The sequence below is a fragment of the Duganella sp. Root198D2 genome, from assembly GCF_001428585.1.
Taxonomy (GTDB): Bacteria; Pseudomonadota; Gammaproteobacteria; order Burkholderiales; family Burkholderiaceae_D; genus Rugamonas.
In genome coordinates, this window is the sequence record NZ_LMIC01000012.1 from 72,386 (window position 1) to 97,197 (window position 24,812).

Genomic DNA, 24,812 nt, shown 5'->3' on the forward strand with positions numbered 1-24,812 from the left:
GCCCACACCGTTGCTAGCGCAAGGATTCCATATCCCGGATCAATTCGCTGGCCGCAATCGGGTCGAGAATGGCCAGGCTTTCCGCGGACCGGATCTCACCCCAGGCGGCGGGGGAACCCACCGTGATCACTTGCAGCGTCTGTTCCGGATACTCATCGACCATGCCCACGATGATGCCCGGATCAAGCGTCAGCTCGATCACCCTGGTGCCGGAGAGCGGCTTCTGGAAGTACCAGATACCGCCGCCGTCCTGCGCCTGGCCGCGGCGCCAGCCCTTGTTGACCAGGCCCAGCACCCGGCCGGTGGGAACCACAGCGCCTTTCCAGCGTTCCAGCTTGATGTCTGCTCGCTCTTCGGCAGCCAGGGTGTAGGTATCGCGGCCCAGTTGGGAAAACGGCTGCAGCAGCTCGTAATCCGCGAACAACTGGCCAAACTGCCCGGCGGCTTCCTGCGGCAGCTCGAGCGCATGCGGCAGGCCGACGCGGATATTCGCGCCTTCCGGAATCGGGAACACGTCGTCCTCGGCGGTGGTGTAGCTGCCATCCTCCGCCACACGGAAGCAGCCGAGCAGATTGCCGCCCGCGTTACCGCCCTCTTCCACTTCGTAGACGCCCCATGCCAGGCGCTGCACCAGGTGGCGCACCAGCGGATGCTCCACCAGGAACTGGCGGAAGTGTTCCGGCAGCCAGCGGCGGCGGCTGCACATGGCCCACTCCAGGCGCACCACCTGTTGGCTGGCGACGGTGCGGGCATCTTTTTTCAGTAGCTTGAAGCGGTCCGCTGCGGCCGGCGCCAGGGTTTCGTCGTCGGTCTTCTTCGGCTTGGGCAGGTCGGGCAAGCGCTTGCCTTCGCTGTCGCGCACATACGGCTTCAGCGCTTCATCGAAGCCGACGCGGAACTGGCGCGGGCCGAAGTCCAGCAGCACGCTGCCGTTGTCGTCCAGGCCCAGGTCCGGCGCCAGGCGGTCTTCCAGTTCCTCGGTGGTCAATTCGCGCGCCTCGGCGATCTTGTCGATCTTTTCGCGCGCCTTGTCCTGCAAGCCCTTGAACTTCACTTTCTGTGCGATGCCGTTCAACAGCATCAGTGCCACATCGGTGCCGATATCGGCCAGCACATCGAGCGCAGTGACCGCGCGCGCATGCGCCGACTCGCCTGGCCAGGTGCGGATATAAGGGGTGAGCTTGCGGGCAGTGTCGTCGGTCCCCAGGAAGCCAAGCGCCGTCATGGCCCAGCCTTCCCTGGAATTGCCGCCGATGTTCAGCCAGGCGACGAAACAGTCCCACGCGAAGCCTTCCAGCGACTCGGCAGTGCACGCTCCCTTCAACTGCGCGATGCCGGGATACAGGCCGTCCAGCGTCGGCAGCATCAGCATGGTGCCGATGTGGTCCAGCGCTTCATCGGGCAAGGCCTTGCCGGCACTGGCGCCACCGCTCTCGTTCAGCACGGGACGACGCCAACCTTGCGGCGCCCAGAAGTCCGGCAGCTTGGGCAGCTTGGCCGGCAGGCGTTCGAGCGGATCATCCTCGAGCAGCGCTCGCACCGCCGCGGCAATCACCGGGTCCCCGTAGCGCGCGGCGACGTCATGGATCAAGGCTTCGTGGCCGCTGGCGGCCATGAAGCGCAATGCCGTCAGCGCAGATTCGCGATCCTCACCCGCCTTGCCGACTGCCGGCGCGATCAGCCCGCAGGCCGCGTGCTCGGGGAAGCGCAGCAGCCATTGGCGTGCGTCCGCCTGTACTTTCTTGAGCTTGGCCAGGGCGCGCGCCATCGGCAATGCCAGGCCAACCGACCCAATGCATTTGGCGTACGACCCGACGTCGCTCGGGCGGCGCCCCATCATTGCCTCAAGTCCTGGAACGGCCCGCAGGCCCAACCTCGACAACAGGAAGGCAACTCCGTCTGTCCCCATCGCGGCACTCAAGCCGACCCAGGCATCGATGACCATCGAGTCCGGCAACAACGGCAGGTAATGCGAGTAGATCTCTCGCCACGGCGTGTCAGCTTTGTACAGACGCCAGGCTGCAATCAGGCCATTGGCGTCTGCATTGCGGATGGCTGCGCAGGCCTGGTCGTGCGCCACCTTATCCGACTCCGAGCCTTGCAAACGGAATCCAAGCGAACTAACCAGCTTGGAGACGTCTTTACGCGCTTCGGCGAATTCATCTTCCATCCACTCAATAGCGCTTCCCCATAGTTCGCGAGGGATACCGTCCCAACGCTCGACAGGGTCCAGCGGCAGCGGCTGTACCGCAATCGCTGCGGCGCCCTTCTTGCGCTGGCGCAGCCACGGCGGGCTGGCCAGCACGGCCGGCAAGTCCGCTGCCGCAGCGACCTCCAGCGGCTCACTGGCTTTTTCATACAAGCGTTGCAGCAGTTCCTGTGCAGCCGGGCTGACCCACGGCAGGAGTTGGGAAATGTATTCGGGACGCGCAATCACCAGTTTCATCATCGCCGAGCGCATCACATCCATATCCTTGCCGCGCAGCTCGCCCATTTCCGCCAGGGCTGCAATGCCGGCCAGCGGCCATTGCTGCAATGCGGTCAGCAGGCGGGCTATCGCCGTCTTGTAAGTGAGGCTGTGCCATCCCTTGCCGGCATTGGTTTTGAGCGCGACGTCAGCGAGCAAGCCAATTGCTTCCGGCGTGCCGATCTGGGTCAGGGCTTCATTCGCAGTGTCGTTAAACTTGATCAGATCGAGGATCGGGCAGGCATCCACACCGCGCTCCTGCAGGACGGTGGCGGCCATCATCGGCCCGCTGGTCCAGCGGCTGTAAGGTCCAAAGGTCTTGTTCAGCAAACCTGGTAGTTCAGGATCGGTGCCGCTCAGCAGAAGCACCGGCCAGGTCACAGGAAGCGCCCCATTGACCCGATCGCGCACCAGGGCGATGGACAACTCGGGCCGCTCCGGCAGTTGCGCGGCCAGGCAGGCCTTGCGCACGCGCGGGACGCTCGGGATCGCGGCCTCGATCTTGTCCGCACAGGCTTGCCAGACTGCCTCCGGCGCCGACGACAATTGGCGGCGCAAGGCAAATTCGGCTGGCGATACAGGCTCGCTATCGCCAAGCTCGCGGGTGACCATGCGCGAAAGGCCTACCTTCAAGGTTCGCCCCACCCACTCGGCCTCTACCTGGAAATGCTGCAGTTCGATGAAAGCGTCGACGCAATGCTCCAGGCCTTTGTGCCGGGCAAGGGCATCGACCATCAGCTCGGAGATTGGCTTTTCCGACCAGTCCTCATGGCTGCGCGAACGATTGCAGCACAGTGCCAGCAAGATCGCGTCCGACAGCAGCGAACCGTCCATGCTGCGCGCCTTCAGGCGCTCCAGCGCTTCCGCAAACGCATCGCGCAGGTCGGCATCGGTGGCATCGAAATCCGGCGCCGGGACGTTGGCCGCGCGGTTCAATACGGCCTGCACGTCGACCTCGGGCACCGCTTTCGGGAAGCGGCGCGAAGGCAAGGCGGCCGCTGTCATCTTGCGGGAAATCGCCAGTGGCACGCCCTGCAGCAGCCACGGTGGCGTGGTCGAAGGATCAGCCGCTTCGACCGGCTCTCGCGCTGGCACAGGTGCTCGTGCTGGTGCTGGTGCTGGCGCATCGGCAACAGCAGCTGGCTTTTCCGCTTTGGGTTTGGATTCCGTTGCCGGCTTGGGCGCGGACTTGCCGATTGATGCGGTGGGCGCCACCCCTGCTTCGACATAGCCCTTGCCGGTCTTTTCGGCAATGAGCTTGGCCATCGCCGCCGTACATTTGGCATCGTCTGCGAAGGACTTGGTCTGGCTCTGGCCCTGGGTGCCGATTTTGCCCCAGCGTACGTTCAGATCAGAGCCTTCCTGCTCAACTTCCCAGAATTTGTTCGAGCTGTTGTCAGCGAATTCAAAGCGGCGCATCGTAGTTCATTACCCAAGAGAAATGTTATATTTTCGACTATAACACGTGGGTTTTGGCACGGCCAGCCTGTTCGCCGCTACGAGTTCCGTGGACTCAGGTTGCCGGCGATCGAATGCCACTGCTGCCGGTGTTCCATGTACCTTGCGAGGCCTTGTGCGAAGAAGGTCTTTTCCTCGATATCCATTTCCCCGGGCAGGTCGTCGCGCAAGGGATCCTGGTAATCGTCCGGCCACTGCGACGCTTCCAGCACTGCATAGACTGACTTCTCGTCGAGCCATCGCATCGCGTGGGCCTGCTCGTTGGCGTCGGCCAATGAAGCCAGTGCCGCCACGCGGTCCAGCCCCAACTCGTAATAGCGAGGATCGACACCGTAAAAGAACTCGGCAGGCTTATGCTCAAGAATGTCGCGGAATTCCGAGCGGTAGTCCAGCAAACGCAGCTCCAGCGCACGCTTATGCGCATCAACCGTTACCGCATCCGCCAGGACCTTGCCATGCTTCAGGATCCTTGCCGCACGTATCCAGGTCGCGCGGTGGTTATTGCCATCACGCAGAAGGCCAAGGGCCTGGCTGTAAGCCTGGATGCTGGCCTCAAGATTGAACAGGGAGCGGCGCTCGGCCACCTCCTCGTCGTCCTTCGTCGCCTGGATCGCCATGTCCTTTTTCTGCAGGTAGAGCGTGAGCAGGATGCCGGCAAAACCCAGGCTGGAGAACAAGGCGTTCAAGGCGCCGAAGGTATCGCCGATCTGCCCGCGCTCACCTAAGCCAAGCTTGCTGAAGCCATCGGCTGGAATCACCCACAGCGCGAAGCCGGCATAAACCACGATAACTATTAGGAAGAGGGGTATTGCTATCTTTCTCATCAAGGCTATTCCTGTGCAGTATCCAATTCACTCGGCCAACAGAAATGCTGAAGCCATGAAATTCTGTTCGCGCTCAGATATTTTTAGCGCCGTGGCCACTTTTCGCCACTGTCTGACAACATTCACACAATGCTTCATGATCGCGAACGCGTCATCATCAGCTACACGAAAGTAATGTGCTACCGAGAGCACGAGGTCGATGTCGAGTGCATTGTCACTCTCGCTAATGTTCAGTTTAAGGCCTGCCGATCCCGGTACGGGATTCATGTCATACGCAGCGGATAGGCGCCAGCCTTGCCCGGGCTTCAGGATGAATCCATGATTGCGCAAGTGGTCATCCGTATTTGAAACCAGTACATTGAACAGAATCCTCGTCCAAAGCTCCTGCAGATCGGCATTCGTCTGCGCCCCATGATCGATTAATACCCGGGCCAGCTCCAAATAGCTGACGTCAGCATCGTCGCCATCGCTGTGGCCCGTGAGCGTCATTGCTGATGCAAAGTGCAGGCGACGCCCTTGGGCGGTGCGGTCAAAACGCCGAACCAGAAAGGTATGGCGGGAACTTGCGAACTGCCTGGCAAGGCTTGCCGGAACATTCAGTCCGCACTGCCGTGCCAAAGTCTGTACCACCAACTCCCAGGCGCCAACATTTCCCTCATCGCGTAAGCTCGGAAACTTTGCAATCCATAGACGTCCGTCCGGATCAATCACACTTGCTTTTGGTCGAGCGCCGCCAAGCGATCCTCCTGGCGCAATCAACATTCTCAACCACTCACTTCCTGCTGGCTCAGTATTATCGTGATCGCGTTCCAGGGCTGCCACTGCAGCCTCCAGCTCACGCAGCTGTACAAACGGCGGCGCGGCCACGTGCGATCTGTTATCGAGAAAATCGCCATCATTTCCAATGCGGAATCGAAGACCTCCTACCCGAAATTCATCGTGAACGCCAAGAAGATAGTCGGACTCGACGAGCCGCCGCTTTGGGTCTTCGATGCCTGCACGCTGATCACGCTCCAAGCGGCGTTTCATCAACAGCCGCCCCCATCTGTCTGGACTCGCGTCAGCAAATATGCCGAAGGTCTGTCCATGAGCGGGATGCTGCCGCCCGTCATGGAAGCCCAGCCGCGGATCCAAAGAAACGCTCGCTATGTGCTGATTCGATAATGCATCCGAATCAAACTCGAACTCAAAGACTTCGTTACCTCCCCCAGCGTGGGCATGCAACGTGCCCAACAGGCTCGGGTTGGGGAGAGGTTCCCAATCTGCGTAAACGGAGATGCTTTTGGTCACGGTCAATCGGCTTTCTTGCCAACTGGAGGAGAGGAGCTGATCAGGTCCGCTAACGATTCAGCGCTGGAAAAGCCGCCGCGTTCGATCCAGTTGCCGGCTGAAGCCGGACTCGAGGTTCCTGGGAAGGACTTATCAGCATCCTGCCTTGTCCTATTGGCGTTTTCCAGCGAAGCCGATTCCATGATCTGCTTCACTCGATTACCGGGTGATTCGCTCAGCACTCTCTTGATCTGCTCGATGGGAAGCGTGGCAGACAATTTCTTTAACTGTTCGCTCGGTAACAGCTCCACGACTTCCTTCAATCTTGCGCTGGGCAACTGCTCATATACTTTGCGCAGTTGGCTAAGAGGCAGGCCATCCAGCTGTTCCCGTAGAGCTTCATTAGGCAGGGATGCAATGCGATTAGTGATCCGACTGCTCGCTGCGCCAGCGGCGGCATGCAGTCCCTCTTTGTCGCTATCCAGCTGTTCTCGCCTGCGTGACTTTTTATGCAAGGGAATGTCCTGAAGCTCACGCCCTACGGCATCTGCCTTGGCAAGCAAGCCAAGATCGCCTTCAAGTCCCAACACCTGCATTACTGCAAGGTACGCCCCAATTGTCACACCAGAGCCCCCGTGCTCAACAGCGCGAAGCGTCATGGGCGCCATGCCTGCACGTTCAGCAACCTGCTTTGCTGTCAGCTTACGGCGTAAGCGGGCTAGGCGCAGCCTCGCGCCGAATTCGCGCAGCAGCGCATCGGACGCAGGGAGCAATGATGAGATAGTTTTGGCCATGATGCCATTATTCTAGCTTAAATCTCGGCTTATGCTCAAAATAATGGCATTACGTTGCCTTTAGCAGCGATTTAGCTAGTATTCCGTACGAAGAACAGAAGAAAAGCTAAAATAATGGCACATTAGGGCGAATAGCCTTTACTCCCGACCTCCCGAAATTGAAAAAGCCCCGCAACTTCAATGAGTTGCGGGGCTTTTTTACAACTAGCTCAGGGGCATGCGTCAGAACGGGATGTCGTCATCCATGTCCGAGAAGTTCGGCGCTGGGCGCGGTGCCGGGCGTGGTGCCGGAGCAGGTGCAGCTTGTGGACGTGGAGCCTGGCGTGGAGCTGGTGCATCGTAGCCCATGTCATCGCCACCGCCCATGCCGCCACCCATGCCGCCGGCATCGCCACGGCCGCCCAGCATCTGCATGTTTTCAGCGATGATGTCGGTTGCGTACTTTTCGACGCCGTCTTTATCCGTGTATTTGCGGGTCTGCAGGCGGCCTTCCACGTAGACGGAAGAACCTTTTTTCAGGTACTGGCCGACGATTTCAGCCAGGCGGCCGAAGAAGGAAATACGGTGCCACTCGGTCAGCTCTTTCTGTTCGCCGGTGTTGCGGTCTTTCGAACGATACGAAGTAGCTACGGCGATGTTGGCAATCGCGTCACCGCTAGGCATGTAGCGGATTTCCGGATCGCGACCCAGATTGCCGACGATGATCACTTTGTTGACAGATGCCATTTATGAAACTCCTGAAGTGGAACGGGGGCTGTTTCCGACGGCCCCAAAACCACGGAGTTTACCCTAAATTAATATTCGCTCAAATATAGCGGGACCTGACGCAGCTCAATTTGTTGTCGGGTTAGCCCGCGGCGGCTTCAGCAGACGGAGGGCGATCACCAGGGCGCAGGAAACCGCGCCGCAACCGGCCAGGTACACCGTGTTGACGCCATGCTGGCCAGCCAATGCACCAGCCAGCGGGCCAGTCAGCCCCAGCGAAATATCGAGGAAGGCGACATAGGCACCCATCGCCGCGCCGCGGCTTTGCGGCGGGGTACGCTTGACTGCTTCCACGCCGAAACCAGGGAAGGCCAGCGAGTAGCCGAAGCCGGTCAGCGCGGCGCCGACGTACACCAGCATTGGCGCCGAGGCCTGCCAGATGCACAGCTGCCCGATCGCCTCTATCAGTACGCACACCAGGGCCACGCGCGCGCCGCCGATCTTGTCCGGCAGGTGGCCGAACAGCAGGCGTGCGCCGATGAAGGCGGCACCGAAGGCGGTGAACGCCAGCGACGGGCTGCCCCATTCCCTGGCGGTGAACAGCAGCGAGATAAAGGCGGTAATCACGCCGAAGCCGACGCTGGAGAACGCCAGCCCCATGCCCGGCCACCAGACCGCGCCCAGCACCTTGTAGAACGGGATGCGGCGCGCACTGGCAGGCGGCAGGCCCTCGATACCAGCCAGTACCACCAGCGCCAGTACCGGCGCCAGCATGCCGGCATACGCGATGCCCTGGAAGCCAGCCTGCTGGTACAGCGCCATCCCGGCCGGCGCACCGGCGGCATAGGCGCCATACATCGCAATGCCGACCCAGGCCATGACCTTGCCGGCGTTCTGCGGGCCGGCCAGGCCCACGCCCCAGCTCAAGGCGCCGGTCACGATCAGGCTTTCGGCTGCACCGAGAAGGATGCGGCCGGCGATCAGCACTGCGACCGATGCCTCGGGCTGCGCAACCATCGGGAGGGAGGCGAGGTAGACCAGCGCGGAGGCGACGGCCAGCACGAAGCCGGTCATCACGGCGCGTTTGGAACCGCGCGTGTCGCACAATCCACCGGCCCAGGCACGCGTCAGCAGCGCCGCAACGAACTGGGCGCCGGCGACGACGCCGACCATCAAGGTGCTCAGGCCAAGGCGGTCATGCACGTGCAACGGCAGCGCCGGCAACGCGATGCCGATGGCCAGGAAGCTGGCGAACACCGCCAGCACGATAGGGAAAATCCTTGGGACGACATTGACGGCCGGCGGGACGGCTGCCGCAGCGGGAGAAGCAAAATCTTTAGGTGGGCTCATACAGAATCTTTCATGGTTGACAATGAATTCCGGGAATGCGAGCATTTGCTCACATACAGCCAAAATTTTAGAATCAACAACATCCCGCGAAAACTCGCATTCAAAAGCGCCCATGGTCGAGATCCCGCAACCCCGAAAAGCCCCGCGCCAGGCGCGCTCCCGAGCCACCGTCGAAGTGATCCTGGAGGCGACGGCTCGCATTTTTTCCGAGCACGGCTACGCCGGAACCAACACCAATTTGATCGCGGAGAAGGCAGGCATCAGCATCGGCTCGCTCTACCAGTACTTCAAAAACAAGGACACATTGATCGCGGCGCTGCACCAGCGCCACGCGGAACAGGTGCAGCAAACGGTGGAAGAAGTGCTGGCGCGGCCCTTCGATCCGACGCTGGCCGGGCATATCGGCGCCCTGGTGCAGGCGCTGCTGGCGGCCCACCTGCTGGAGCCGGAACTGCACAAGATGCTGGAGCTGCAATTCCCCTATTTCGATGCGCCGCAGTCGGAAAACGAAGCCGACCAGGGCATCTTCAAGCGCGTGCGCGCGTTGCTGGAAGATTGGCGAAGCGACATCGCGCCGCCCAACCTGGACCTGGCCACCTGGGTTGTCCTGCAAATCATGGAATCGATGGTGCACGCGGCCGTGATCGACGCGCCAGGCTTCGAAATGGCCGACATCGAGGCCTCGATCACCAGCGCCGTCATGGGTTACCTGACGTACCGCACAAATACTGGTAATATGTACAGTATTTGACGCTGGGCTTGGTGTATCGAGGGCGCGGCGCAAGAATTCATTCGACGCTATAGTATCGGGCTGACCCCGAAAGGTACCCACGCATGGAAGAGATCCGCATCCGCGGTGCGCGCACGCACAACCTGAAAAACATCAACCTCGACCTGCCACGCAACAAGCTGATCGTGATCACCGGCTTGTCCGGCTCCGGCAAGTCGTCGCTGGCGTTCGACACCCTGTACGCAGAAGGCCAGCGCCGCTATGTCGAATCGCTGTCGGCCTACGCGCGCCAGTTCCTGCAGCTGATGGAAAAGCCGGACGTGGACATGATCGAGGGCCTGTCGCCGGCGATTTCCATCGAACAGAAGGCCACCTCGCACAACCCGCGTTCGACTGTCGGCACCGTGACCGAGATCCACGACTACCTGCGCTTGCTGTACGCGCGCGTCGGCACCCCTTACTGCATCAACCACCCGGACCACGCGCTGGCCGCGCAGTCGGTATCGCAGATGGTGGACGCCGTGCTGGCCATGCCCGAAGGTACCAAACTGATGATCATGGCGCCGGTTGTGGCCAACCGCAAAGGCGAACACGCCGACCTGTTCGAGGCCATGCAGGCCCAGGGCTTCGTGCGCTTCCGCGTGCAGAGCGGCACCCACGACGCCAAGATCTATGAAGTGGACGAGCTGCCGAAGCTGAAGAAAACCGAGAAGCACACCATCGACGTGGTAATCGACCGCGTAAAGGTGAATGCCGAAATCAAGCAGCGCCTGGCTGAGTCCTTCGAAACCGCGCTGCGCCTGGCCGACGGCCGCGCCGTCGCCTACGAAATGGACACCGGCGCCGAGCACGTCTACTCGAACAAGTTCGCCTGCACCACCTGCGGCTACTCGCTGCAGGAACTGGAGCCGCGCCTGTTCTCCTTCAATAACCCGATGGGCGCCTGCCCTGAGTGCGATGGCCTGGGCCATATCGAATTCTTCGACCCGCGCCGCATCGTCGCCTTCCCCAACCTGTCGCTGGCTTCCGGCGCTGTGAAGGGCTGGGATCGCCGCAACCAGTTCTACTACTCGATGCTGGCAGCGCTGGCCGCGTACTACGATTTCGAACTCGACACGCCGTTCGAACAGCTGCCGGCGAAAGCGCAGGACGTGGTGCTGCACGGCTCCGGCAAGACCGCCATCCCGTTCACCTACATGAATGAGCGCGGCAAGGCCGTGGTCAAGGAACACACCTTCGAAGGCATCGTCAACAACCTGCAGCGCCGTTATCGCGAAACCGATTCGATGGCGGTGAAGGAAGAGCTGGCGAAGTTCATCAACGAGAAGAAGTGCCCGAGCTGCGAAGGCGCGCGCCTGCGCGTGGAAGCACGCCACGTGAAGATCGGCACCGGCAAGCAGGAACGCGCGATCTACCAGATCGCCGAGAAGCCGCTGCGCGATACCTTGTCATTCTTCGAGCAGCTGAAACTGAAGGGCGCGAAAAAAGACATCGCCGACCGCGTGATCAAGGAAATCGTCTCGCGCCTGACCTTCCTGAACAATGTGGGCCTGGATTACCTGTCGCTGGACCGCAGCGCCGACACCCTGTCGGGCGGCGAAGCCCAGCGTATCCGCCTTGCGTCGCAGATCGGCTCCGGCCTGACGGGCGTGATGTACGTGCTGGATGAGCCGTCCATCGGCCTGCACCAGCGCGATAACGACCGCCTGATCGACACCCTGAAGCACCTGCGCGATATCGGCAACTCGGTGCTGGTGGTGGAGCATGATGAAGACGCCATCCGCACCGCCGACTACGTGGTCGATATGGGCAAGGGCGCCGGCGTGCATGGGGGCGACGTGATCGCTTCCGGCTCGCTGAAGGACATCCTGAAGTCGAAGGAATCGCTGACCGCGCAATACCTGAGCGGCAAGCTGAAAATTGAAGTGCCGAAAAAGCGCCACAAGGCCGACCCGCAGCGCCAGCTGACCATCACCGGCGCCACCGGCAACAACCTGAAAAAAGTTTCGCTCAGCCTGCCGGTCGGCCTGATGACTTGCGTGACCGGTGTTTCCGGTTCCGGCAAGTCGACCCTGGTCAACGACACCCTGTACCCGGCCCTGTCGCGCCACCTGTTCGGCTCCCAGACCGAACCGGCACCGCACGAATCGATCAGCGGCCTGGAACACTTCGACAAAGTGATCTCGGTCGACCAGGCGCCGATCGGCCGCACCCCGCGCTCGAACCCGGCCACCTACACCGGCCTGTTCACGCCGATCCGCGACCTGTTTGCCACCGTGCCTGTCGCGAAAGAGCGCGGCTACTCGGCTGGCCGTTTCTCCTTCAACGTCAAGGGCGGCCGCTGCGAAGCCTGCCAGGGCGATGGCGTGATCAAGGTCGAAATGCACTTCCTGCCGGACGTCTACGTACCTTGCGACGTCTGCCACGGCAAGCGCTATAACCGCGAGACGCTGGAAGTCCACTACAAGGGCAAGAGCATCACCGAAGTGCTGGACATGACGGTGGAAGACGCGCACGAATTCTTCAAGGCCGTGCCGGTCATCGCGCGCAAACTGCAAACCCTGCTCGACGTGGGCCTGGGCTACATCAAGCTGGGCCAGAGCGCCACCACGCTGTCCGGCGGCGAGGCGCAGCGCGTCAAGCTGTCGCTGGAACTGTCCAAGCGCGACACGGGCCGCACGCTGTATATCCTGGACGAGCCGACCACCGGCCTGCACTTCCACGATATCGACTTGCTGATGAAGGTGATCCACCGCCTGCGCGACCACGGCAACACCCTGGTCATCATCGAGCACAACCTCGACGTGATCAAGACTGCCGACTGGATCGTCGACCTCGGTCCTGAAGGCGGCGCCGGCGGCGGCCAGATCATCGCCAGCGGCACGCCGGAAGAAGTGGCGGCCAACCCGGCCAGCGTGACCGGCAAGTACCTCGGCCCCCTGCTGAAGAAGAAGTAATGAGCCTGCATTCCGTCAAACACTTCCTGGCGCAACACGCGCCGGACCTGGAAGTCATCGAACTGGCGGAAAGCACCGCGACCGTGGCACTCGCCGCGGCCGCGCACGGCGTCGAGCCGGGGCAGATAGCCAAGACGCTGTCGCTGCGCATGAAGGAAGGCATTGTGCTGGTCGTCACGCGCGGCGATGCACGGCTGGACAACAAGAAGTTCAAGGCCCACTTCGGCGCCACCGCACGCATGCTGGGCGCGGATGAAGTGGAAGCGCTGACTGGCCACCCGGTTGGCGGCGTCTGTCCCTTCGGCCTGCCCGGGCCGATTCCCGTCTATTGCGATGTTTCGCTACGCGAGTACACGGAAGTGATCCCGGCGGGCGGCGCGATCAATGCCGCCGTGCGCATCTGCCCTGAACGCATGGCGACGCTGACTGGCGCGCAATGGATTGATGTCGCGCTGGCGCCAGCCTAGCTGCTGCATCCTACTCCTGCGGCAGCGGATACTGCTTGCCGTCGTAACGCAGCAGCTGGGTAGCAGGCTTCGTCTCCTTCTGGTTTGATTTGCGCGTGACGAGAAGATCCGCAAAGCCCTTGGTTCGCGTTGCAGCGATGCCGATGGTGTAGTCGAAACGCTCGATGTCAGGTTCAGGCGCGGGTTCGCCATCTTTTCCTGGTTCCCACTGCATTTCGCCCATATAGCTCCAGCGGGAAACCGGCATTTCGGAAAGCACCGGCCGGATCGCGGAGCCTTCGCGCACATACAAGGTGCGCATTGGGCCGTAGCCGCCTTCCGCATAACGCGGCGAATACGTGTTGATATCGACGCCGAATGCGCGCAGGCCTGGCTGCAGTTGATAGCGCGCTGTATCGATCCTGATGCCGTCGACGTACCGCATGATGGCGTCTTCTTCGACGACACTCCAATTGCTGGCAACAACCCTGCCCTGCGCCCTGTCAAGCAGGGCGACAAGCAGCCGCTTGCCGTCTTGCTTCCCGCCTTCGTAGACGAAGACGCCAATGACGTACGGCTCCTTTCCGGGCCACGATTTGCAGGCGCTGGCAATGGCTGACTGTTCGTCTTCGCTGGCTTTGCGTTTTCCAGTCTCCTTCAGGAAAACGGCAGCCAGTTCAAGTTCCGGCTCGCTGCAGGCCTGGGATTCGGCCAGGGCCGGCAGCGCAATCATGGCCAGTACAGCCGTGCTCACGGCGCGCTTCAGGTTCATGTCTATCCTCTACAAGAAAGTGCCTGTAAGGATAGACAATGCGCTCCCGGCTGTCACTAGGCCGCGCGGCGCGCTGCTGCCAACCAGCGTTCCAGCTGCGGGAAGCGATCATAGCCCCAGAACGGCTCGCCGTCCGCCAGCACGAAAGGTACGCCGAACACACCCTTGGCCAGTGCATCCTCGTTGCCCTGCTTGAATTGCGCCTTGATCACAGGGTCTTCCAGGCCCGCGAGGAAGGCCGAGCCGTCGATGCCCTGGCTCTCCGCGATCCCCAGCAGGACCGCCTTGTCCGCAATATCCACGCCATCGGCGTAATAGGCCTGGAAGCAGGTACGCGCAAACGACACCGCCGCATCGTCACCATGGTTGGCGCGCACCCACAACATGGCGCGCCCCGGTGCGATCAGCATCTGCGGGAAGGCGCCGGAGGGATTGAAGGGAATGGCCTCCTCCTGCGCCGTGCGCTGCATATCGCGCGTGACGTATTTCCATTTGACCGGCACCACCGGCGACGGCAGCACCCCGGTTACTTGGGTCAGCGCCGGCAGCAGCACCGGATGCCACCTCACGGTAGCGCCATTGGCGGCCGCCAGCCATTCGATGCGGCGCGCGGCAAAGTAGGAATAGCCCGAAGCGAAATCAAAGTAGAAGTCGAGGACCATGGCCGCTCCCTAATAGTTTTCGCCGAAATCGCTATTGTTCTTCGGCAGCCCGCGCAGGATGCCCCACAGGCTGCTATGGCTCATGAAGTAGATGCCAACCGGCACCAGCAAAAGTAGGAATCGCATTTCTCTCTCCAATTTCGCACACCCGTGCGAAGCTTGCTTAAAAAAAGGCCGCAGGCGAACCCGCGGCAACCCAAATCACAAGTCGTTGAAACTCTTGTACGTCGAAATCAGGCGGTTATACGCACGCTGCGCATGGCGCGGCGACTGCTCGTCACGCAGGAAGCGGGCATCGTGCAGCAGGCCCACTACCAGGCTGTAAATCTCGAACACCAGTTGCTCGGGTTCGGTGTCCGGCCTTAGCTGGCCGGCTTCCATCGCCTGCAGGATGGTCTTGCGCAGCGAAGCGCGCCATGCCAGCGCACCTTGCGCCAAGCGGTCGCGTACCGCACTGCCTTCGTAATCGTCAAACTCGAAAGCGCCCGCCGTGTACAGGCAGGACGTGCGCAGTGCCTCGTCTGCAGCACGCTGGAACCAGGCAGCTACCTGGGCCTGCAGCCGGGGCAAGCCGCGCGGCAGCGACAGCGTCGGCATGAATACCTCGGCGGCAAAGCGGCGGTCGTATTCGTCCAGCACCGCGCACTGCAACTGCTCCAGCGAACCAACGCGCGAAAACACCCCGCTCTTGCTGATGCCGGTGCGCTTGGCGATCTCGCCCAGCGACAGCTTGCCGATGCCTTCCGCCGCTGCCATTTCCATGGCGGCGTCGAGGATGGTGGCGAAGGTCGCCTCGCTTTTTGCGGTCAGGGTGTCCATGTGGCGAACTTTAGCACAGCTGTGCGAAATTACAAGCGATTTATGGTTGGCATTTTGAGTTGATTATTCTGCAAACACGATTACAGTTGCGGACTGGACATCATCGACTGGAGAAATCATGCATCAACCCCGGCGCCATGACTACTCCGCGTATGTTCCATCAGGCCAGCACACTGGCCGATGGCCGCATCCTGGTCACTGGCGGAGCAGGCAGCCTGTCCGCAGCGCCGCTGGCAAGTACTGAAATCTATGACCCGTCCACCGGCATCTTCATGCCGATGGCGCCGATGCTGGTCGCCAAACGCGAACACGCCGGACTGGTGCTTACGTGCTGACATTCAGCCAGTAAAAATCGGGCCTTCAGACGGCGGGAACCCCGCCGTCTGCCTCCGCGCCTGCGCCCTTGGCGCGGGCGCGCGAAATATCAAAACTGAATATTTCGTTATTCTTTTTAATTGACTATTTCACAAATACATATAGAGTTGTGCCTCAGAAATATTCTGAGGAGAAAAGTTTTGTACCCCACACCCTTGCGTCACCTCGCAGCCGCCGCTTTGCTGGCCTGCGCTACCCTGTCCGCCCAAGCCCAGGTTTCGACCGGCACCATGACCGTGCCGCGCAAGCTGCATCAGACCAGCCCCCTGCAGGATGGACGCATCCTGGTGACTGGCGGCACGCCTTTGCCTGGCAGTACCGTCTACGCCAGCACGGAGATTTTTGATCCCGTTACCGGACAATTTACGCCCGCCGCGCCTATGCTGACTGCGCGCCAGGAGCATGGCGCCGTCACCATGCAAGATGGCCGCATCCTGGTGGCCGGCGGTGTGTCACTCAACAACGCCATGACCAACTCGGCGGAAATCTTCGACCCCGCCACGGGAAGCTGGAGCGCCACCGGCAATATGAACACACAGCGCTATCGCACCATTGCACGCTTGCTGCCGGACGGTCGCGTGATGGTGATGGGCAAGGATAGCTACTCGACCGGCAGCTTTGCCGACATCTTTGATCCAGCAACCGGCACCTTCACCAAGACTGGCAATTACGTCGACAATTCCGGCTGGCACGGCCTGATCGTACTGGCCGACGGCCGCGTAATGAAAGTCGGCGGCCAGGCCAGCACGGCCACCGGTCCCTATTATCCGTACAGCACGCGAGCGGAAATCTGGGATCCGGCCACCAACCAGTGGACTGCTACCGGCCCGATGGCGGTTGGGCGCTCGGGAATACAGCCGATACTGCTGGCAGACGGCAAAGTCCTGGTGGCGGGCGGCCGCAACACCATGACCCTCAACAGCACGGAAATCTATGATCCCGCCACCGCGACATTCAGCGCTGGCCCGAATATGCCAACAGGATTTGAGCCCCAGGCGGCGGCCATGCTGCCAAACGGCGATGCGCTCTACCTTGCGGGCTTCCAGCGCCAGCTGATGCATTACCGGGCGGCTGATGCGCGCTGGAGCCTGACCGGCGCGCAACGCACCAACGCGGTCGATTCGGCCTTGTCGCGCTTGCCGGATGGGAATGTCTTGATTTCTGGCGGGTCTACCCTGAACGATGCAACGAACTACGCCGCAGTCTGGGACCAGGCCTGTGCCGGCCAGGTCGCGGGCATAGTAGGCAGCACGCAAACCGTCGGCAGCGACGGCGGCGCAGTGAATTTCACCGTGACGGCCTCGCCAGGATGCCGCTTTGAAGCGGCCAACCTGCCGGCCTGGCTGACCCTCGCCGGCAGCAACCCGCTACAAACGCCGGCCAGCGGCCCTGCTACCGTTACCTTCACGGCGGCCGCCAACCAAACTGGCGCTGCGCGCAACGGATCCTTCCTGTTGGCCAACGAAACCGTGACCGTGATGCAGGCAGCTTCCGCAAACTGCACTTCCACGCCGACCGTATCGCCGGCAATCAGCACGCTGACGCGCAGCGGCGGCACCGGCTATCTGAACGTAACAGCCAGTGCCGGCTGCCCTTGGACAGTCTCGGCCATGCCAAGCTTTGTCACCGTGAAAGGAGCAAGCAGCGGCACCGGCAACGGCTATATCACTTACTCGGCTGCTGCCAACCCCGACACGGCGGCACGCAGCGGCTCCGGGCAGATCACCTCGCTGGGCCAAGCGACCGTATTCTCCTTCACGCAGGATGGCGTTCCCTGTCCGACCGCACCGACGGTCACCTTGAACTCTTCCAACTTCCCTGCTGCGGGCGGCACGGTGAGCGGCAGCGTCAACGCACCGGCCACCTGCAACTGGAACATCAGCTTGCCAAGCTGGGCCGCAGTAACGGCTAGCAATAGCGGCAATGCCAGCGGCAGCGGCAACAGCCCGATTGCCATCACTGCAGCAGCCAACACGGGCGCTGCCCGCAACATTTCCGCCGCCGTATCGGGTCCGGGCGCCTCCTCCAGCTTCACCCTGAGCCAGGAAGGTTCTCCTTGCCTGAACTGGACCATCAGCCCGACCAGTCTTGCCATTCCGGCGGCCGGCACCAGCAGCAGCTTCACGGTGACGGCACCCGGCAGCTGCACCTGGAACTTGAGTGGATTGCCGTCCTGGCTGACCCTCACCAGCCCCGGCACCAGCAGCGGCAGTGGCAACGCCACCCTCGGCTTCACCGTGGCGGCCAACACGGGTGCGGCGCGCAGTGCCACCGCAACCATGTCCGGCTCCGGCCCGGCGCTGTCGGTCAACCTGAGCCAGGCATCGACCCAGGTAACGTCCTGCAGCACGCCAATCACCAGTGGTAGTCCGGTCAGCGGCTTGCTCAAGTCGAACGGTTGCCCGGCGGGTGCGCGCGGCAGCAGCTATTACGTCGACCGCTATACCTTCTCTGGTACGGCCGGCAAGGTCGTGACGATCGCCATGTCGTCATCGAGCTTCGACACATACCTGTACCTGCGCGACCAGGCCGGCAATGTGGTCAAATCGGATGATGACGGCGGCGGCGGCACCAACTCGCGCATCAGCTTCAGCTTGCCATCCACCGGCACCTACACCATCGAAGCTACCAGCTACGGCAGCAATGCGACCGGTGCCTACAACCTGACCTTCACTCAGTAAGGATCAGGACTCCAGACGGCGTACATCTCGCCGTCTTCCTCTACGCCTGCCTCAATGAAACTGCAGGCGGCGTAGAGGTCCTTCGCCACGGCATTATCGGGACGGTAGCTGGTCCAGATGCGCTGCACATCCCCATGCTTCTGGATTTCCGCCAGCGCCAGGTCGACCGCGCGGCGGCCATGCCCCCTGCCCTGGTAGCGGCGGTCCACCATCAGGTGGAAGATCGCGTAATCGCCCGGTTCTTCTTCGGCGCCGGGAGCGGCGTACATCAGGAAGCCGACCACGCCGTCCTTGTCGGCGATGGCGCGGCAATGGTAGTTCGGGTGGAAGCTGGCTTCTGCAATCGCGTACATGGTGTCCGACGCATGGTCCTGCTGGTGATCATGCAGTTCCAGTTCAGCGATGTTGGCGAAATTCTCCTTGGTGACCACGTGCAGGTTGGTGGTGATCCATTTCCTCAGGAAGCGTTGATATGGTCTCATTAATGACTCCTTCTTCTTCGTTACAGCTCTAGTACTGCATTCATTTCGCCATCCTCGTCGACGTCGGTTTCGACGAAGCCCATGCTGGCGTAAAGCTCTTTAGCCCTGTTGTTGTCCGGCTGGTAGCTGATCCAGATCTTGCGCACGCCGCCGCGCGCACGGATCTCGGCCAGCGCCATATGCAGCGCCTCGCGGCCATAGCCCTTGCCCTGGTGCAGGATGTCCACCATCAGGCGCCATACGCCGAACTCGCCGGGGTGGCCCTCCAGTTGCAGGTCGACATACATCAGGAAGCCAACCGGCTCGCCGCCGGCGTAGATGCCGCGCGGCTGCATCTCCGGATAGAAGCTGGCTTGTGCGATCGAATAGGCGTTGCTGGCGATGTAGTCGCGCTGGTAGTCCAGCAGCCGCAAGTCGGTGATGTCGTCGAAGTTCTGTCGCGTGACAGCTTTGAGTTGGATCTCCATGATTCCTTTCCTCCTTGCGCCGGGACCAAAAAAACAAAAACCCCGGCAAGTATCCTTACCGGGGTTTTTGTCGTGGGACGTCCGGCTCGGGGGTGGCGATTTGCCAGCAGCCCCGAGCGCACGCGCATCAGGGCTATCTGGTGTGCTTAATGCAGGTGATAGCGAAATTGCGCATGACTGTCCTTTCTTAATCTGGGTTATGAAACTAACGAGCGCTGATTCTGCGCTCTGCGCGAATGTAGTGTCAAGAAAAACTTTGTATAAATATCCACCCGATGCACTTGTTCAGGACAGCGTCGCATTTAGCGCGTGACCATCCGTGCTCCACTGATCGCGCAGGTTTGCTACCGTCAATCCATGATGAGCGTCTACAAGCTTGCGCTACCGCTGCTGCTGGCCTTCCATGGGCTCGCCGCTGCGGCCGAGCCCAGCCGTATCAGCGTGCAGACGCTGGCAGCGGGCAAGGAAGTTGCGCGCATCATGCTGCCGATCGGGCAGCAGCACAATGTGCAGGTGGAGGCAAACCAGGTCGAGCAGGATAGCCGCGGCACCACCCATGCGCGCGGCAATGTACGCGTGATCATCCGCACGGGCGGCGCCGCCACCACCATCGCCGGCGAAGAGATCATCATCAAGCGCAAGGTGCTCGATACCCGCGAACTGGCCGCCATCCGTGCACTGGAAGGCATGGGCGCCCCCGGCAAGCGCGATGCGGCGCGCGACCGCAAGGAGTTGGCGCGGCTGAAGACCATCGTGGCCTCGCACGGTTGGCCCGGCACGCGCTTCGCCGGACCCGAACTTTCGCAGAACGCCTTTGCGGTCCTGATGCGCATGCCTGAGAAGGAACTGGAGGCCCTGCTTCCAGCCCTGCGTGAAGCGCAAGCCGAGAACGACGTGCCTGGCACGCAACTGGCGCAGGCCGAGGACCGGCTGCGCATCGCCAAGGGACTGCCGCAACGTTATGGCACCCAGCTCGCCGGCGGCAAGCCCGTTGTGATCGAAGACGCCAACGAGCTCAATATCCGGCGCAAGATGATGGGGCTGCCGCCGATGCCTGTCTCCTCCGGCCAATAGCTATTCCGTAATGTAGAAGACCTCTCCGCGCGGGCTAAATGGCAAGCGGCGCGCATCGGCCAGCAGGTAAGCGTGATCCATGCTGGTCTCGAGCTTGTCTTCGCACCAGCCGTCCGTCACCACCAGGACGGGCCCATGCGCCGGCATCTCGCCTTTCCGCGCCAGGTCGCGCAAGTGGTCGAAGCCTGGCTGCAGCACGGTCCCGCCGCGCCCGCGCAGCGTAAAGCGGTCCAGCAGGTTTTCCGGCTCGACCCAGCCGCAGTCGTAGGCCATGGCATCGCAGCACACCAGCCGCACGGCAATCACGTCGCGCGCCATCGCATAGCTGGCAATGGCGCCAAGCGCCTTGCCCAGCATCGCCGGCTCCATCGAGCCGGACGTGTCGAGCAGCACGCCAAAGACGCGGCTCTTGCGTTCCTCTTCCGGCGGCTTGCACAGCATTGGGCGGGGAATGTCCGGCGTAGCCCCTTGCCGGCGCGACGGCCGCGCATAGCTGCGCCGCATTTCCAGCGGCGGGAAGCGCTCATCGAACCAGTGCGCCAGCCGCGCATCCCAGGGAATTGGCGGCTGTGCCAGGCTGCGGATTTCTTCCAGCAGGCCGGCCGGCACGGTGCCGCGGCGGCCATCGTGTTCCCAGCGGTCCATGCCTTGCGCCAGCGCGCGGCGGCAATACTCCTCGGCGTCGGTGAACGGCGCACCGCTATCCTCGCCCAGCAAGTCGGGCTGGCCGGTACCGCGCAGCGTGGCGAGCTTGCGGGCACGGCGAATATCGCGCGCCAGGCCGTCGTAGATTTCGTCGGCGGATTGTCCGGCCAGATCAGCGTCATACAGCATGCCGATGGCAGGCGGCGAACCGACCTGCATCTCGAGCAGCCAGCTGTTGATGGCGAAATCGCAGGCGACATTCCACAGCACCGGATCGCGTCCGCGCCGGCGTGAAGCATGATTGAGCCCGGCGTGCAGCAATTCGTGGGCGAGCACGAACAGCGTTTCATCATCGTTCAGGCCTGCCGCCGGATTGATCCAGATGCGGCGGGCACCGACGTCGATGGCTGCGACACGAATGTCGTATTGCTGGCAGATGCGGATATCGTTCTCCAGGTCGAAGCTGGCGGCCAGTGCGCCCAGCAAGGGATAGCGGTCCATCATGCGCCGGCGCGCACGGTGTTCGCGGCTGTGCGGCTGGGCCGCCTGGCTCGCAGGCGCACCGCCGGCGATGGCAAGCGCCCTGCCAACGCCGCGCGCGATGCCATCCGCCAGCAATTCTTGCCAGGGCACAGGCGTCTGGCGTCGCCATGCGACCGGCTTTTCGTCGAGCGCCGCGAACAGCGATGCGCCGCCCGCGATATCGGCGTGCCAGGCCAGCAGCGGCGCGGGACAGCCCTCGGTGCAAAAGCGCTGCAGCAAGGTTTCCACGCTAGCGTCCACGCATTCCGGCAAACGCCACTCCTCCGGCAATTCACCGAGCTTGAGTTCAGCACAGAAGCGCGATGCAGACACCAACGCCGCCACTTCCCACAGGTCTGCCGGTTCACGGCGCCGCACCAGTCCAAGCCCAAGGCAGGAAAGCATGATGCCGACCACGCGCGCCCATTCCTCCGGCTGCGCGCGGCGTTTCGGGTGCAGCCATACCGTACCGCCGGGCGAGAGTGCCAGCCATCCCTTGGCGGGAGCTATTTGATGCGTCGGATCTGGGCGAAATTGAACCTGCTTGGCGATTGCGCCCAGGACCGGATGCGCCTGCACCAAGGCAATGCCGGCCTGGCGCGCAGCCGCCGCTGGATCGGGCTTCTTGTCCTTGCTCATGCCGTTTCCTTCTGGCCGCGGCCGGCCAGCCGCGGCAGGTCGCGTGCTACTTCGACCAGGAACCAGGCCGGCAGGCGGCGTCCTTGCGCATCTTCACCGAGCAGCGATTGCGCGATTTCGACGCTGATGCGCGCCAGGTCGCGCAGCATATCCTTGGCGCGGATCGACAAGGCATGGTGCGCGCTGCGTACCGCTGATTCTTCCTCCGGCAATTCCTTCAGCAAGTGGGCGCGGAAAGACTGCGCGAGGAAGTACAGCACGTCGCGGTCCGCCGGAGAATCCGGCCAATGCTGGTCGCCCTTGATGATGGCATGCAGGCCGTGCTTGTGGCGCAACTGCTTAATGAAACCTTTGAAGTTGCCGGCATGGTTGGGCGAGAGCAAGCCGTAAGCCAATGCATCGAGCATTTCTTCGCCAGCATCCTCACCGAACGAATGCAGCGCATCGGACAGCATATGCCAGCTGCGCGGCGTTGAAAACGGCTCCTCATGCTTCGGCGGTTCGCTCCACAAGTGATCGGGGCGCAGCTGGATGTATTCCAGCACCCATGGGTGGATGCCGCCCTCGCCCTTGGCCCATTCGAGCCACTGGCGATGGTCGGAGCGCAGGTGGATATGCGCCATGCGGTTCACCAGCGCGGACGGCATCGGCTTGACGATGGCGGCGTCCTTGGCGCGGTTGCCCGCGCCAATCACGATAGTCCCTTTCGGCAAGTTGTACTCGCCGATGCGCTGGTCCAGGATCAGCGAATAGAACGCCTTCTGGATTTCGTGCGACGACGCATTCAACTCGTCCAGGAACAGCACGAACGGCTCATCGCGCACGATGTTCGCCGGCGGGAAGAAGCGCGAGCACTTGCCGTCGATCTGCGGGATGCCCAGCAGGTCTTCCGGCGCGAGCTGGCTGCCGAGCAAAGAGACGCACTCCATGCCCACGGCTTCCGCAAAGCGGCGCACCAGGGCGCTCTTGCCGATGCCCGGCGGCCCCCACATGAATACCGGGCGTGTAATTGCAACGTGCAGCAGAAAGTCGATCGCCTGCTGCTGGTTCAACATGATTGCTGATTGCATGCGCTTACTCCTCCCGTTCCAGCTGGCGGCGCAGTTGCTGTTTCAACGCGCGGCGCGATTGTTCGATGCGCTGGTGGCCGCCGGCCTTGCGCTGGCGCGCCAGCACGGCCAGCGGGTTGCGCGGCTTAGGTAGTTTGATGGTTACCTTCATTGCTTATCCTTTCACGCACACGACTTGCTTCAGCGTGTGCACGATTTCGACCAGGTCGGATTGGTGTGCCATGACCTGGTCAATGTCTTTGTAGGCGGCGGGGATTTCATCCACCACGCCACCGTCCTTGCGGCATTCGATGCCCTGCGTCTGTTCGGCCAGGTCGAAACGATTGAATTTGCGTTTCGCCTCGCTGCGGCTCATGCGCCGTCCGGCCCCGTGCGAGCAGGAGCAGAACGATTCCTCGTTGCCCTTGCCGCGCACGATGTAGCTGCGGGCACCCATGCTGCCGGGGATGATTCCCAGCTCGCCTTCGCGCGCCGAGATGGCGCCCTTGCGGGTGACGTACAGCTTGTGGCCGAAGTGCGATTCCTGCGCCACGTAGTTGTGGTGGCAGTTGATCGCTTCGCCATCGAGTTTGAACGGCGGGACGTGCGGCTCCAGTGCCGCCACCACGCGGCGCATCATTTCGCGCCGGTTCAACATGGCATAGTCCTGCGCCCAATCCACCGCTTCCACATAGTCGTCGAACAGTTCCGAACCCTCGCTGAAGTAGGACAGGTCGCGGTCCGGCAAGTTCACCTTGTGCCGCATCATCTCCTTGCGTGCAGCGGAAATGAAGTAACGGCCGATGACATTGCCGATGCCGCGCGAGCCCGAATGCAGCATGATCCAGACGCGCTGCTCTTCATCGATACACAACTCGATGAAGTGGTTGCCGCCGCCCAGGGTGCCAATCTGGCAGATCCAGGTCTGCGCAAACTTGTGCTGCATCTTCATGATGCCCTTGTGGCGCGCCACGATGCGGTCCAGGCGGTCGTTCAGCGGACGCCCAACGCGGGCGTGGGCGGAGCCGCGCACCTTGTCGAAGGCGTGCTGTTCGAAGCCGACCGGCACCAGCGTTTCGATGGCGCTGCGCACGCGCGCCAGGTTGTCCGGCAACTGGCTCGCAGTCAGCGTGGTACGCACGGCGTTCATGCCGCAGCCGATGTCGACGCCGACAGCGGCAGGGATGATGGCGCCGCGCGTCGGGATTACGCTGCCGACGGTTGCACCGATCCCGGCGTGGACGTCGGGCATGGCTGCCACGTGCGGATGCACGATCGGCAGGTTCGAAATATTCAGCAGTTGCTGGATGGCCGAATGATCAATGTCATCCGTATAGATGTGCACAGGCACCAGGCCTTTGTGCAGGCTTTGCTTGATTGGCATAACGTCTTTCGTTATGCCGGGGCTGTAGAAACAAAAACCCCGGCGAGTTTCCTGGCCGGGGTTCGTGTTGGAAGAACGACCGGCTCGGGTGGCTTGATTGCCTGCCCCGAGCGCGCGCGCTGCGGGGCTATCGAAGTTGCAGATTGTTGATAGCCGTACGTGGCATGGTCGTCCTTTCGAAAATTCGGGTTAATAAAAAATCAGTGGACGCGATTCTGCTCCCGCACTGAACGGGATGTCA

21 protein-coding genes are annotated in these 24,812 nt (G+C 62.1%); 6 read left to right on the plus strand and 15 right to left on the minus strand.

Going from position 1 to position 24,812, the window contains the following annotated elements:
- Positions 1 to 13 precede the first annotated feature (13 nt).
- From ASE26_RS12810 to ASE26_RS12835, 6 genes are all read right to left on the minus strand, one after another.
- Positions 14 to 3,886 carry a WGR and DUF4132 domain-containing protein gene (locus ASE26_RS12810; RefSeq protein ID WP_057246364.1) on the minus strand — a complete coding sequence of 1,291 codons (3,873 nt, stop codon included), beginning with the start codon at positions 3,884 to 3,886 and terminating at the stop codon, positions 14 to 16.
- Between the two features lie 77 nt (positions 3,887 to 3,963).
- A complete protein-coding gene (locus ASE26_RS12815; protein ID WP_156398217.1) occupies positions 3,964 to 4,749 on the minus strand; it encodes a hypothetical protein in 786 nt (261 codons plus the stop codon).
- Between the two features lie 27 nt (positions 4,750 to 4,776).
- The gene (locus tag ASE26_RS12820; RefSeq protein WP_055939561.1) at positions 4,777 to 6,039 is read right to left on the minus strand and encodes a type II toxin-antitoxin system HipA family toxin; all 1,263 of its coding nucleotides are present in this window, start codon (positions 6,037 to 6,039) and stop codon (positions 4,777 to 4,779) included.
- A 2-nt stretch (positions 6,040 to 6,041) separates the two neighbouring features.
- Positions 6,042 to 6,812 carry a helix-turn-helix domain-containing protein gene (locus ASE26_RS29955; RefSeq protein WP_082507619.1) on the minus strand — a complete coding sequence of 257 codons (771 nt, stop codon included), beginning with the start codon at positions 6,810 to 6,812 and terminating at the stop codon, positions 6,042 to 6,044.
- 222 nt (positions 6,813 to 7,034) lie between these two features.
- Entirely contained in the window at positions 7,035 to 7,538 is a 504-nt protein-coding gene (gene ssb / locus ASE26_RS12830; protein WP_055938776.1) for a single-stranded DNA-binding protein, read from the minus strand.
- A 105-nt stretch (positions 7,539 to 7,643) separates the two neighbouring features.
- The gene (locus ASE26_RS12835) at positions 7,644 to 8,867 is read right to left on the minus strand and encodes an arabinose transporter (protein WP_055938778.1); all 1,224 of its coding nucleotides are present in this window, start codon (positions 8,865 to 8,867) and stop codon (positions 7,644 to 7,646) included.
- Positions 8,868 to 8,979: 112 nt separating this feature from the next.
- On the opposite strand from ASE26_RS12835, the gene ASE26_RS12840 reads away from it, so the two are divergent.
- From ASE26_RS12840 to ASE26_RS12850, 3 genes are all read left to right on the plus strand, one after another.
- Positions 8,980 to 9,618: a TetR/AcrR family transcriptional regulator gene (locus ASE26_RS12840; protein ID WP_055938781.1), complete on the plus strand. Its 639-nt coding sequence runs from the start codon at positions 8,980 to 8,982 to the stop codon at positions 9,616 to 9,618.
- Between the two features lie 83 nt (positions 9,619 to 9,701).
- Positions 9,702 to 12,554 (plus strand): excinuclease ABC subunit UvrA, encoded by a 2,853-nt coding sequence (gene uvrA / locus ASE26_RS12845; protein ID WP_055938783.1) that lies wholly within the window; start codon positions 9,702 to 9,704, stop codon positions 12,552 to 12,554.
- The gene (locus ASE26_RS12850; protein ID WP_055938786.1) at positions 12,554 to 13,021 is read left to right on the plus strand and encodes a YbaK/EbsC family protein; all 468 of its coding nucleotides are present in this window, start codon (positions 12,554 to 12,556) and stop codon (positions 13,019 to 13,021) included. Before uvrA ends, ASE26_RS12850 begins: the two co-directional genes overlap by 1 nt.
- Positions 13,022 to 13,031: 10 nt before the next feature.
- Here the strand turns inward: ASE26_RS12850 and ASE26_RS12855 are convergent, their stop codons facing one another.
- The 3 genes from ASE26_RS12855 to ASE26_RS12865 form a co-directional block, all read right to left on the minus strand.
- Entirely contained in the window at positions 13,032 to 13,772 is a 741-nt protein-coding gene (locus ASE26_RS12855; protein ID WP_055938789.1) for a hypothetical protein, read from the minus strand.
- A gap of 56 nt (positions 13,773 to 13,828) precedes the next feature.
- Positions 13,829 to 14,434: a 2-hydroxychromene-2-carboxylate isomerase gene (locus tag ASE26_RS12860; RefSeq protein ID WP_055938792.1), complete on the minus strand. Its 606-nt coding sequence runs from the start codon at positions 14,432 to 14,434 to the stop codon at positions 13,829 to 13,831.
- 201 nt (positions 14,435 to 14,635) lie between these two features.
- Positions 14,636 to 15,253 carry a TetR/AcrR family transcriptional regulator gene (locus ASE26_RS12865; RefSeq protein WP_055938795.1) on the minus strand — a complete coding sequence of 206 codons (618 nt, stop codon included), beginning with the start codon at positions 15,251 to 15,253 and terminating at the stop codon, positions 14,636 to 14,638.
- Between the two features lie 137 nt (positions 15,254 to 15,390).
- Here ASE26_RS12865 and ASE26_RS12870 point away from each other — a divergent pair, with 137 nt between their 5' ends.
- Positions 15,391 to 15,588 (plus strand): kelch repeat-containing protein, encoded by a 198-nt coding sequence (locus ASE26_RS12870; RefSeq protein ID WP_055938797.1) that lies wholly within the window; start codon positions 15,391 to 15,393, stop codon positions 15,586 to 15,588.
- A 180-nt stretch (positions 15,589 to 15,768) separates the two neighbouring features.
- Positions 15,769 to 18,309, plus strand: coding sequence for a kelch repeat-containing protein (locus ASE26_RS12875; protein ID WP_156409934.1), 2,541 nt, complete (start codon positions 15,769 to 15,771; stop codon positions 18,307 to 18,309).
- Here ASE26_RS12875 and ASE26_RS12880 read toward each other — a convergent pair.
- Both ASE26_RS12880 and ASE26_RS12885 read right to left on the minus strand, forming a co-directional pair.
- Complete coding sequence (locus ASE26_RS12880; RefSeq protein WP_055938803.1) at positions 18,303 to 18,791, minus strand: GNAT family N-acetyltransferase; 489 nt, start codon at positions 18,789 to 18,791, stop codon at positions 18,303 to 18,305. The two genes, ASE26_RS12875 and ASE26_RS12880, sit on opposite strands and share 7 nt — an antisense overlap.
- 20 nt (positions 18,792 to 18,811) lie before the next feature.
- Positions 18,812 to 19,258, minus strand: a complete 447-nt coding sequence (locus ASE26_RS12885; protein ID WP_055938806.1) for a GNAT family N-acetyltransferase — start codon at positions 19,256 to 19,258, stop codon at positions 18,812 to 18,814.
- Positions 19,259 to 19,567: 309 nt separating this feature from the next.
- On the opposite strand from ASE26_RS12885, the gene ASE26_RS12890 reads away from it, so the two are divergent.
- Complete coding sequence (locus ASE26_RS12890; RefSeq protein ID WP_156398219.1) at positions 19,568 to 20,332, plus strand: DUF6624 domain-containing protein; 765 nt, start codon at positions 19,568 to 19,570, stop codon at positions 20,330 to 20,332.
- Here the strand turns inward: ASE26_RS12890 and ASE26_RS12895 are convergent, their stop codons facing one another.
- From ASE26_RS12895 to ASE26_RS12905, 4 genes are read right to left on the minus strand one after another with little or no spacing between them, the layout of a single operon-like run.
- Positions 20,333 to 22,138: a hypothetical protein gene (locus ASE26_RS12895; protein ID WP_057246367.1), complete on the minus strand. Its 1,806-nt coding sequence runs from the start codon at positions 22,136 to 22,138 to the stop codon at positions 20,333 to 20,335.
- A complete protein-coding gene (locus ASE26_RS12900; protein WP_055938815.1) occupies positions 22,135 to 23,208 on the minus strand; it encodes an AAA family ATPase in 1,074 nt (357 codons plus the stop codon). Before ASE26_RS12900 ends, ASE26_RS12895 begins: the two co-directional genes overlap by 4 nt.
- Before the next feature lie 4 nt (positions 23,209 to 23,212).
- Positions 23,213 to 23,359 (minus strand): hypothetical protein, encoded by a 147-nt coding sequence (locus tag ASE26_RS31195; RefSeq protein ID WP_200953873.1) that lies wholly within the window; start codon positions 23,357 to 23,359, stop codon positions 23,213 to 23,215.
- Between the two features lie 3 nt (positions 23,360 to 23,362).
- Positions 23,363 to 24,571, minus strand: a complete 1,209-nt coding sequence (locus ASE26_RS12905) for an RtcB family protein (RefSeq protein WP_055938819.1) — start codon at positions 24,569 to 24,571, stop codon at positions 23,363 to 23,365.
- Positions 24,572 to 24,812 lie beyond the last annotated feature (241 nt).

Bases quoted from the DNA above. Each gene is read 5' to 3' on its own strand.
- ASE26_RS12810 (WP_057246364.1), bottom strand. From the start codon at position 3,886: ATGCGCCGCTTTGAATTCGCTGACAACAGCTCGAACAAATTCTGGGAA.
- ASE26_RS12815 (WP_156398217.1), bottom strand. From the start codon at position 4,749: ATGAGAAAGATAGCAATACCCCTCTTCCTAATAGTTATCGTGGTTTAT.
- ASE26_RS29955 (WP_082507619.1), bottom strand. From the start codon at position 6,812: ATGGCCAAAACTATCTCATCATTGCTCCCTGCGTCCGATGCGCTGCTG.
- ssb (WP_055938776.1), bottom strand. From the start codon at position 7,538: ATGGCATCTGTCAACAAAGTGATCATCGTCGGCAATCTGGGTCGCGAT.
- ASE26_RS12835 (WP_055938778.1), bottom strand. From the start codon at position 8,867: ATGAGCCCACCTAAAGATTTTGCTTCTCCCGCTGCGGCAGCCGTCCCG.
- ASE26_RS12840 (WP_055938781.1), top strand. From the start codon at position 8,980: ATGGTCGAGATCCCGCAACCCCGAAAAGCCCCGCGCCAGGCGCGCTCC.
- uvrA (WP_055938783.1), top strand. From the start codon at position 9,702: ATGGAAGAGATCCGCATCCGCGGTGCGCGCACGCACAACCTGAAAAAC.
- ASE26_RS12850 (WP_055938786.1), top strand. From the start codon at position 12,554: ATGAGCCTGCATTCCGTCAAACACTTCCTGGCGCAACACGCGCCGGAC.
- ASE26_RS12855 (WP_055938789.1), bottom strand. From the start codon at position 13,772: ATGAACCTGAAGCGCGCCGTGAGCACGGCTGTACTGGCCATGATTGCG.
- ASE26_RS12860 (WP_055938792.1), bottom strand. From the start codon at position 14,434: ATGGTCCTCGACTTCTACTTTGATTTCGCTTCGGGCTATTCCTACTTT.
- ASE26_RS12865 (WP_055938795.1), bottom strand. From the start codon at position 15,253: ATGGACACCCTGACCGCAAAAAGCGAGGCGACCTTCGCCACCATCCTC.
- ASE26_RS12870 (WP_055938797.1), top strand. From the start codon at position 15,391: ATGACTACTCCGCGTATGTTCCATCAGGCCAGCACACTGGCCGATGGC.
- ASE26_RS12880 (WP_055938803.1), bottom strand. From the start codon at position 18,791: ATGAGACCATATCAACGCTTCCTGAGGAAATGGATCACCACCAACCTG.
- ASE26_RS12885 (WP_055938806.1), bottom strand. From the start codon at position 19,258: ATGGAGATCCAACTCAAAGCTGTCACGCGACAGAACTTCGACGACATC.
- ASE26_RS12895 (WP_057246367.1), bottom strand. From the start codon at position 22,138: ATGAGCAAGGACAAGAAGCCCGATCCAGCGGCGGCTGCGCGCCAGGCC.
- ASE26_RS12900 (WP_055938815.1), bottom strand. From the start codon at position 23,208: ATGCAATCAGCAATCATGTTGAACCAGCAGCAGGCGATCGACTTTCTG.
- ASE26_RS31195 (WP_200953873.1), bottom strand. From the start codon at position 23,359: ATGAAGGTAACCATCAAACTACCTAAGCCGCGCAACCCGCTGGCCGTG.
- ASE26_RS12905 (WP_055938819.1), bottom strand. From the start codon at position 24,571: ATGCCAATCAAGCAAAGCCTGCACAAAGGCCTGGTGCCTGTGCACATC.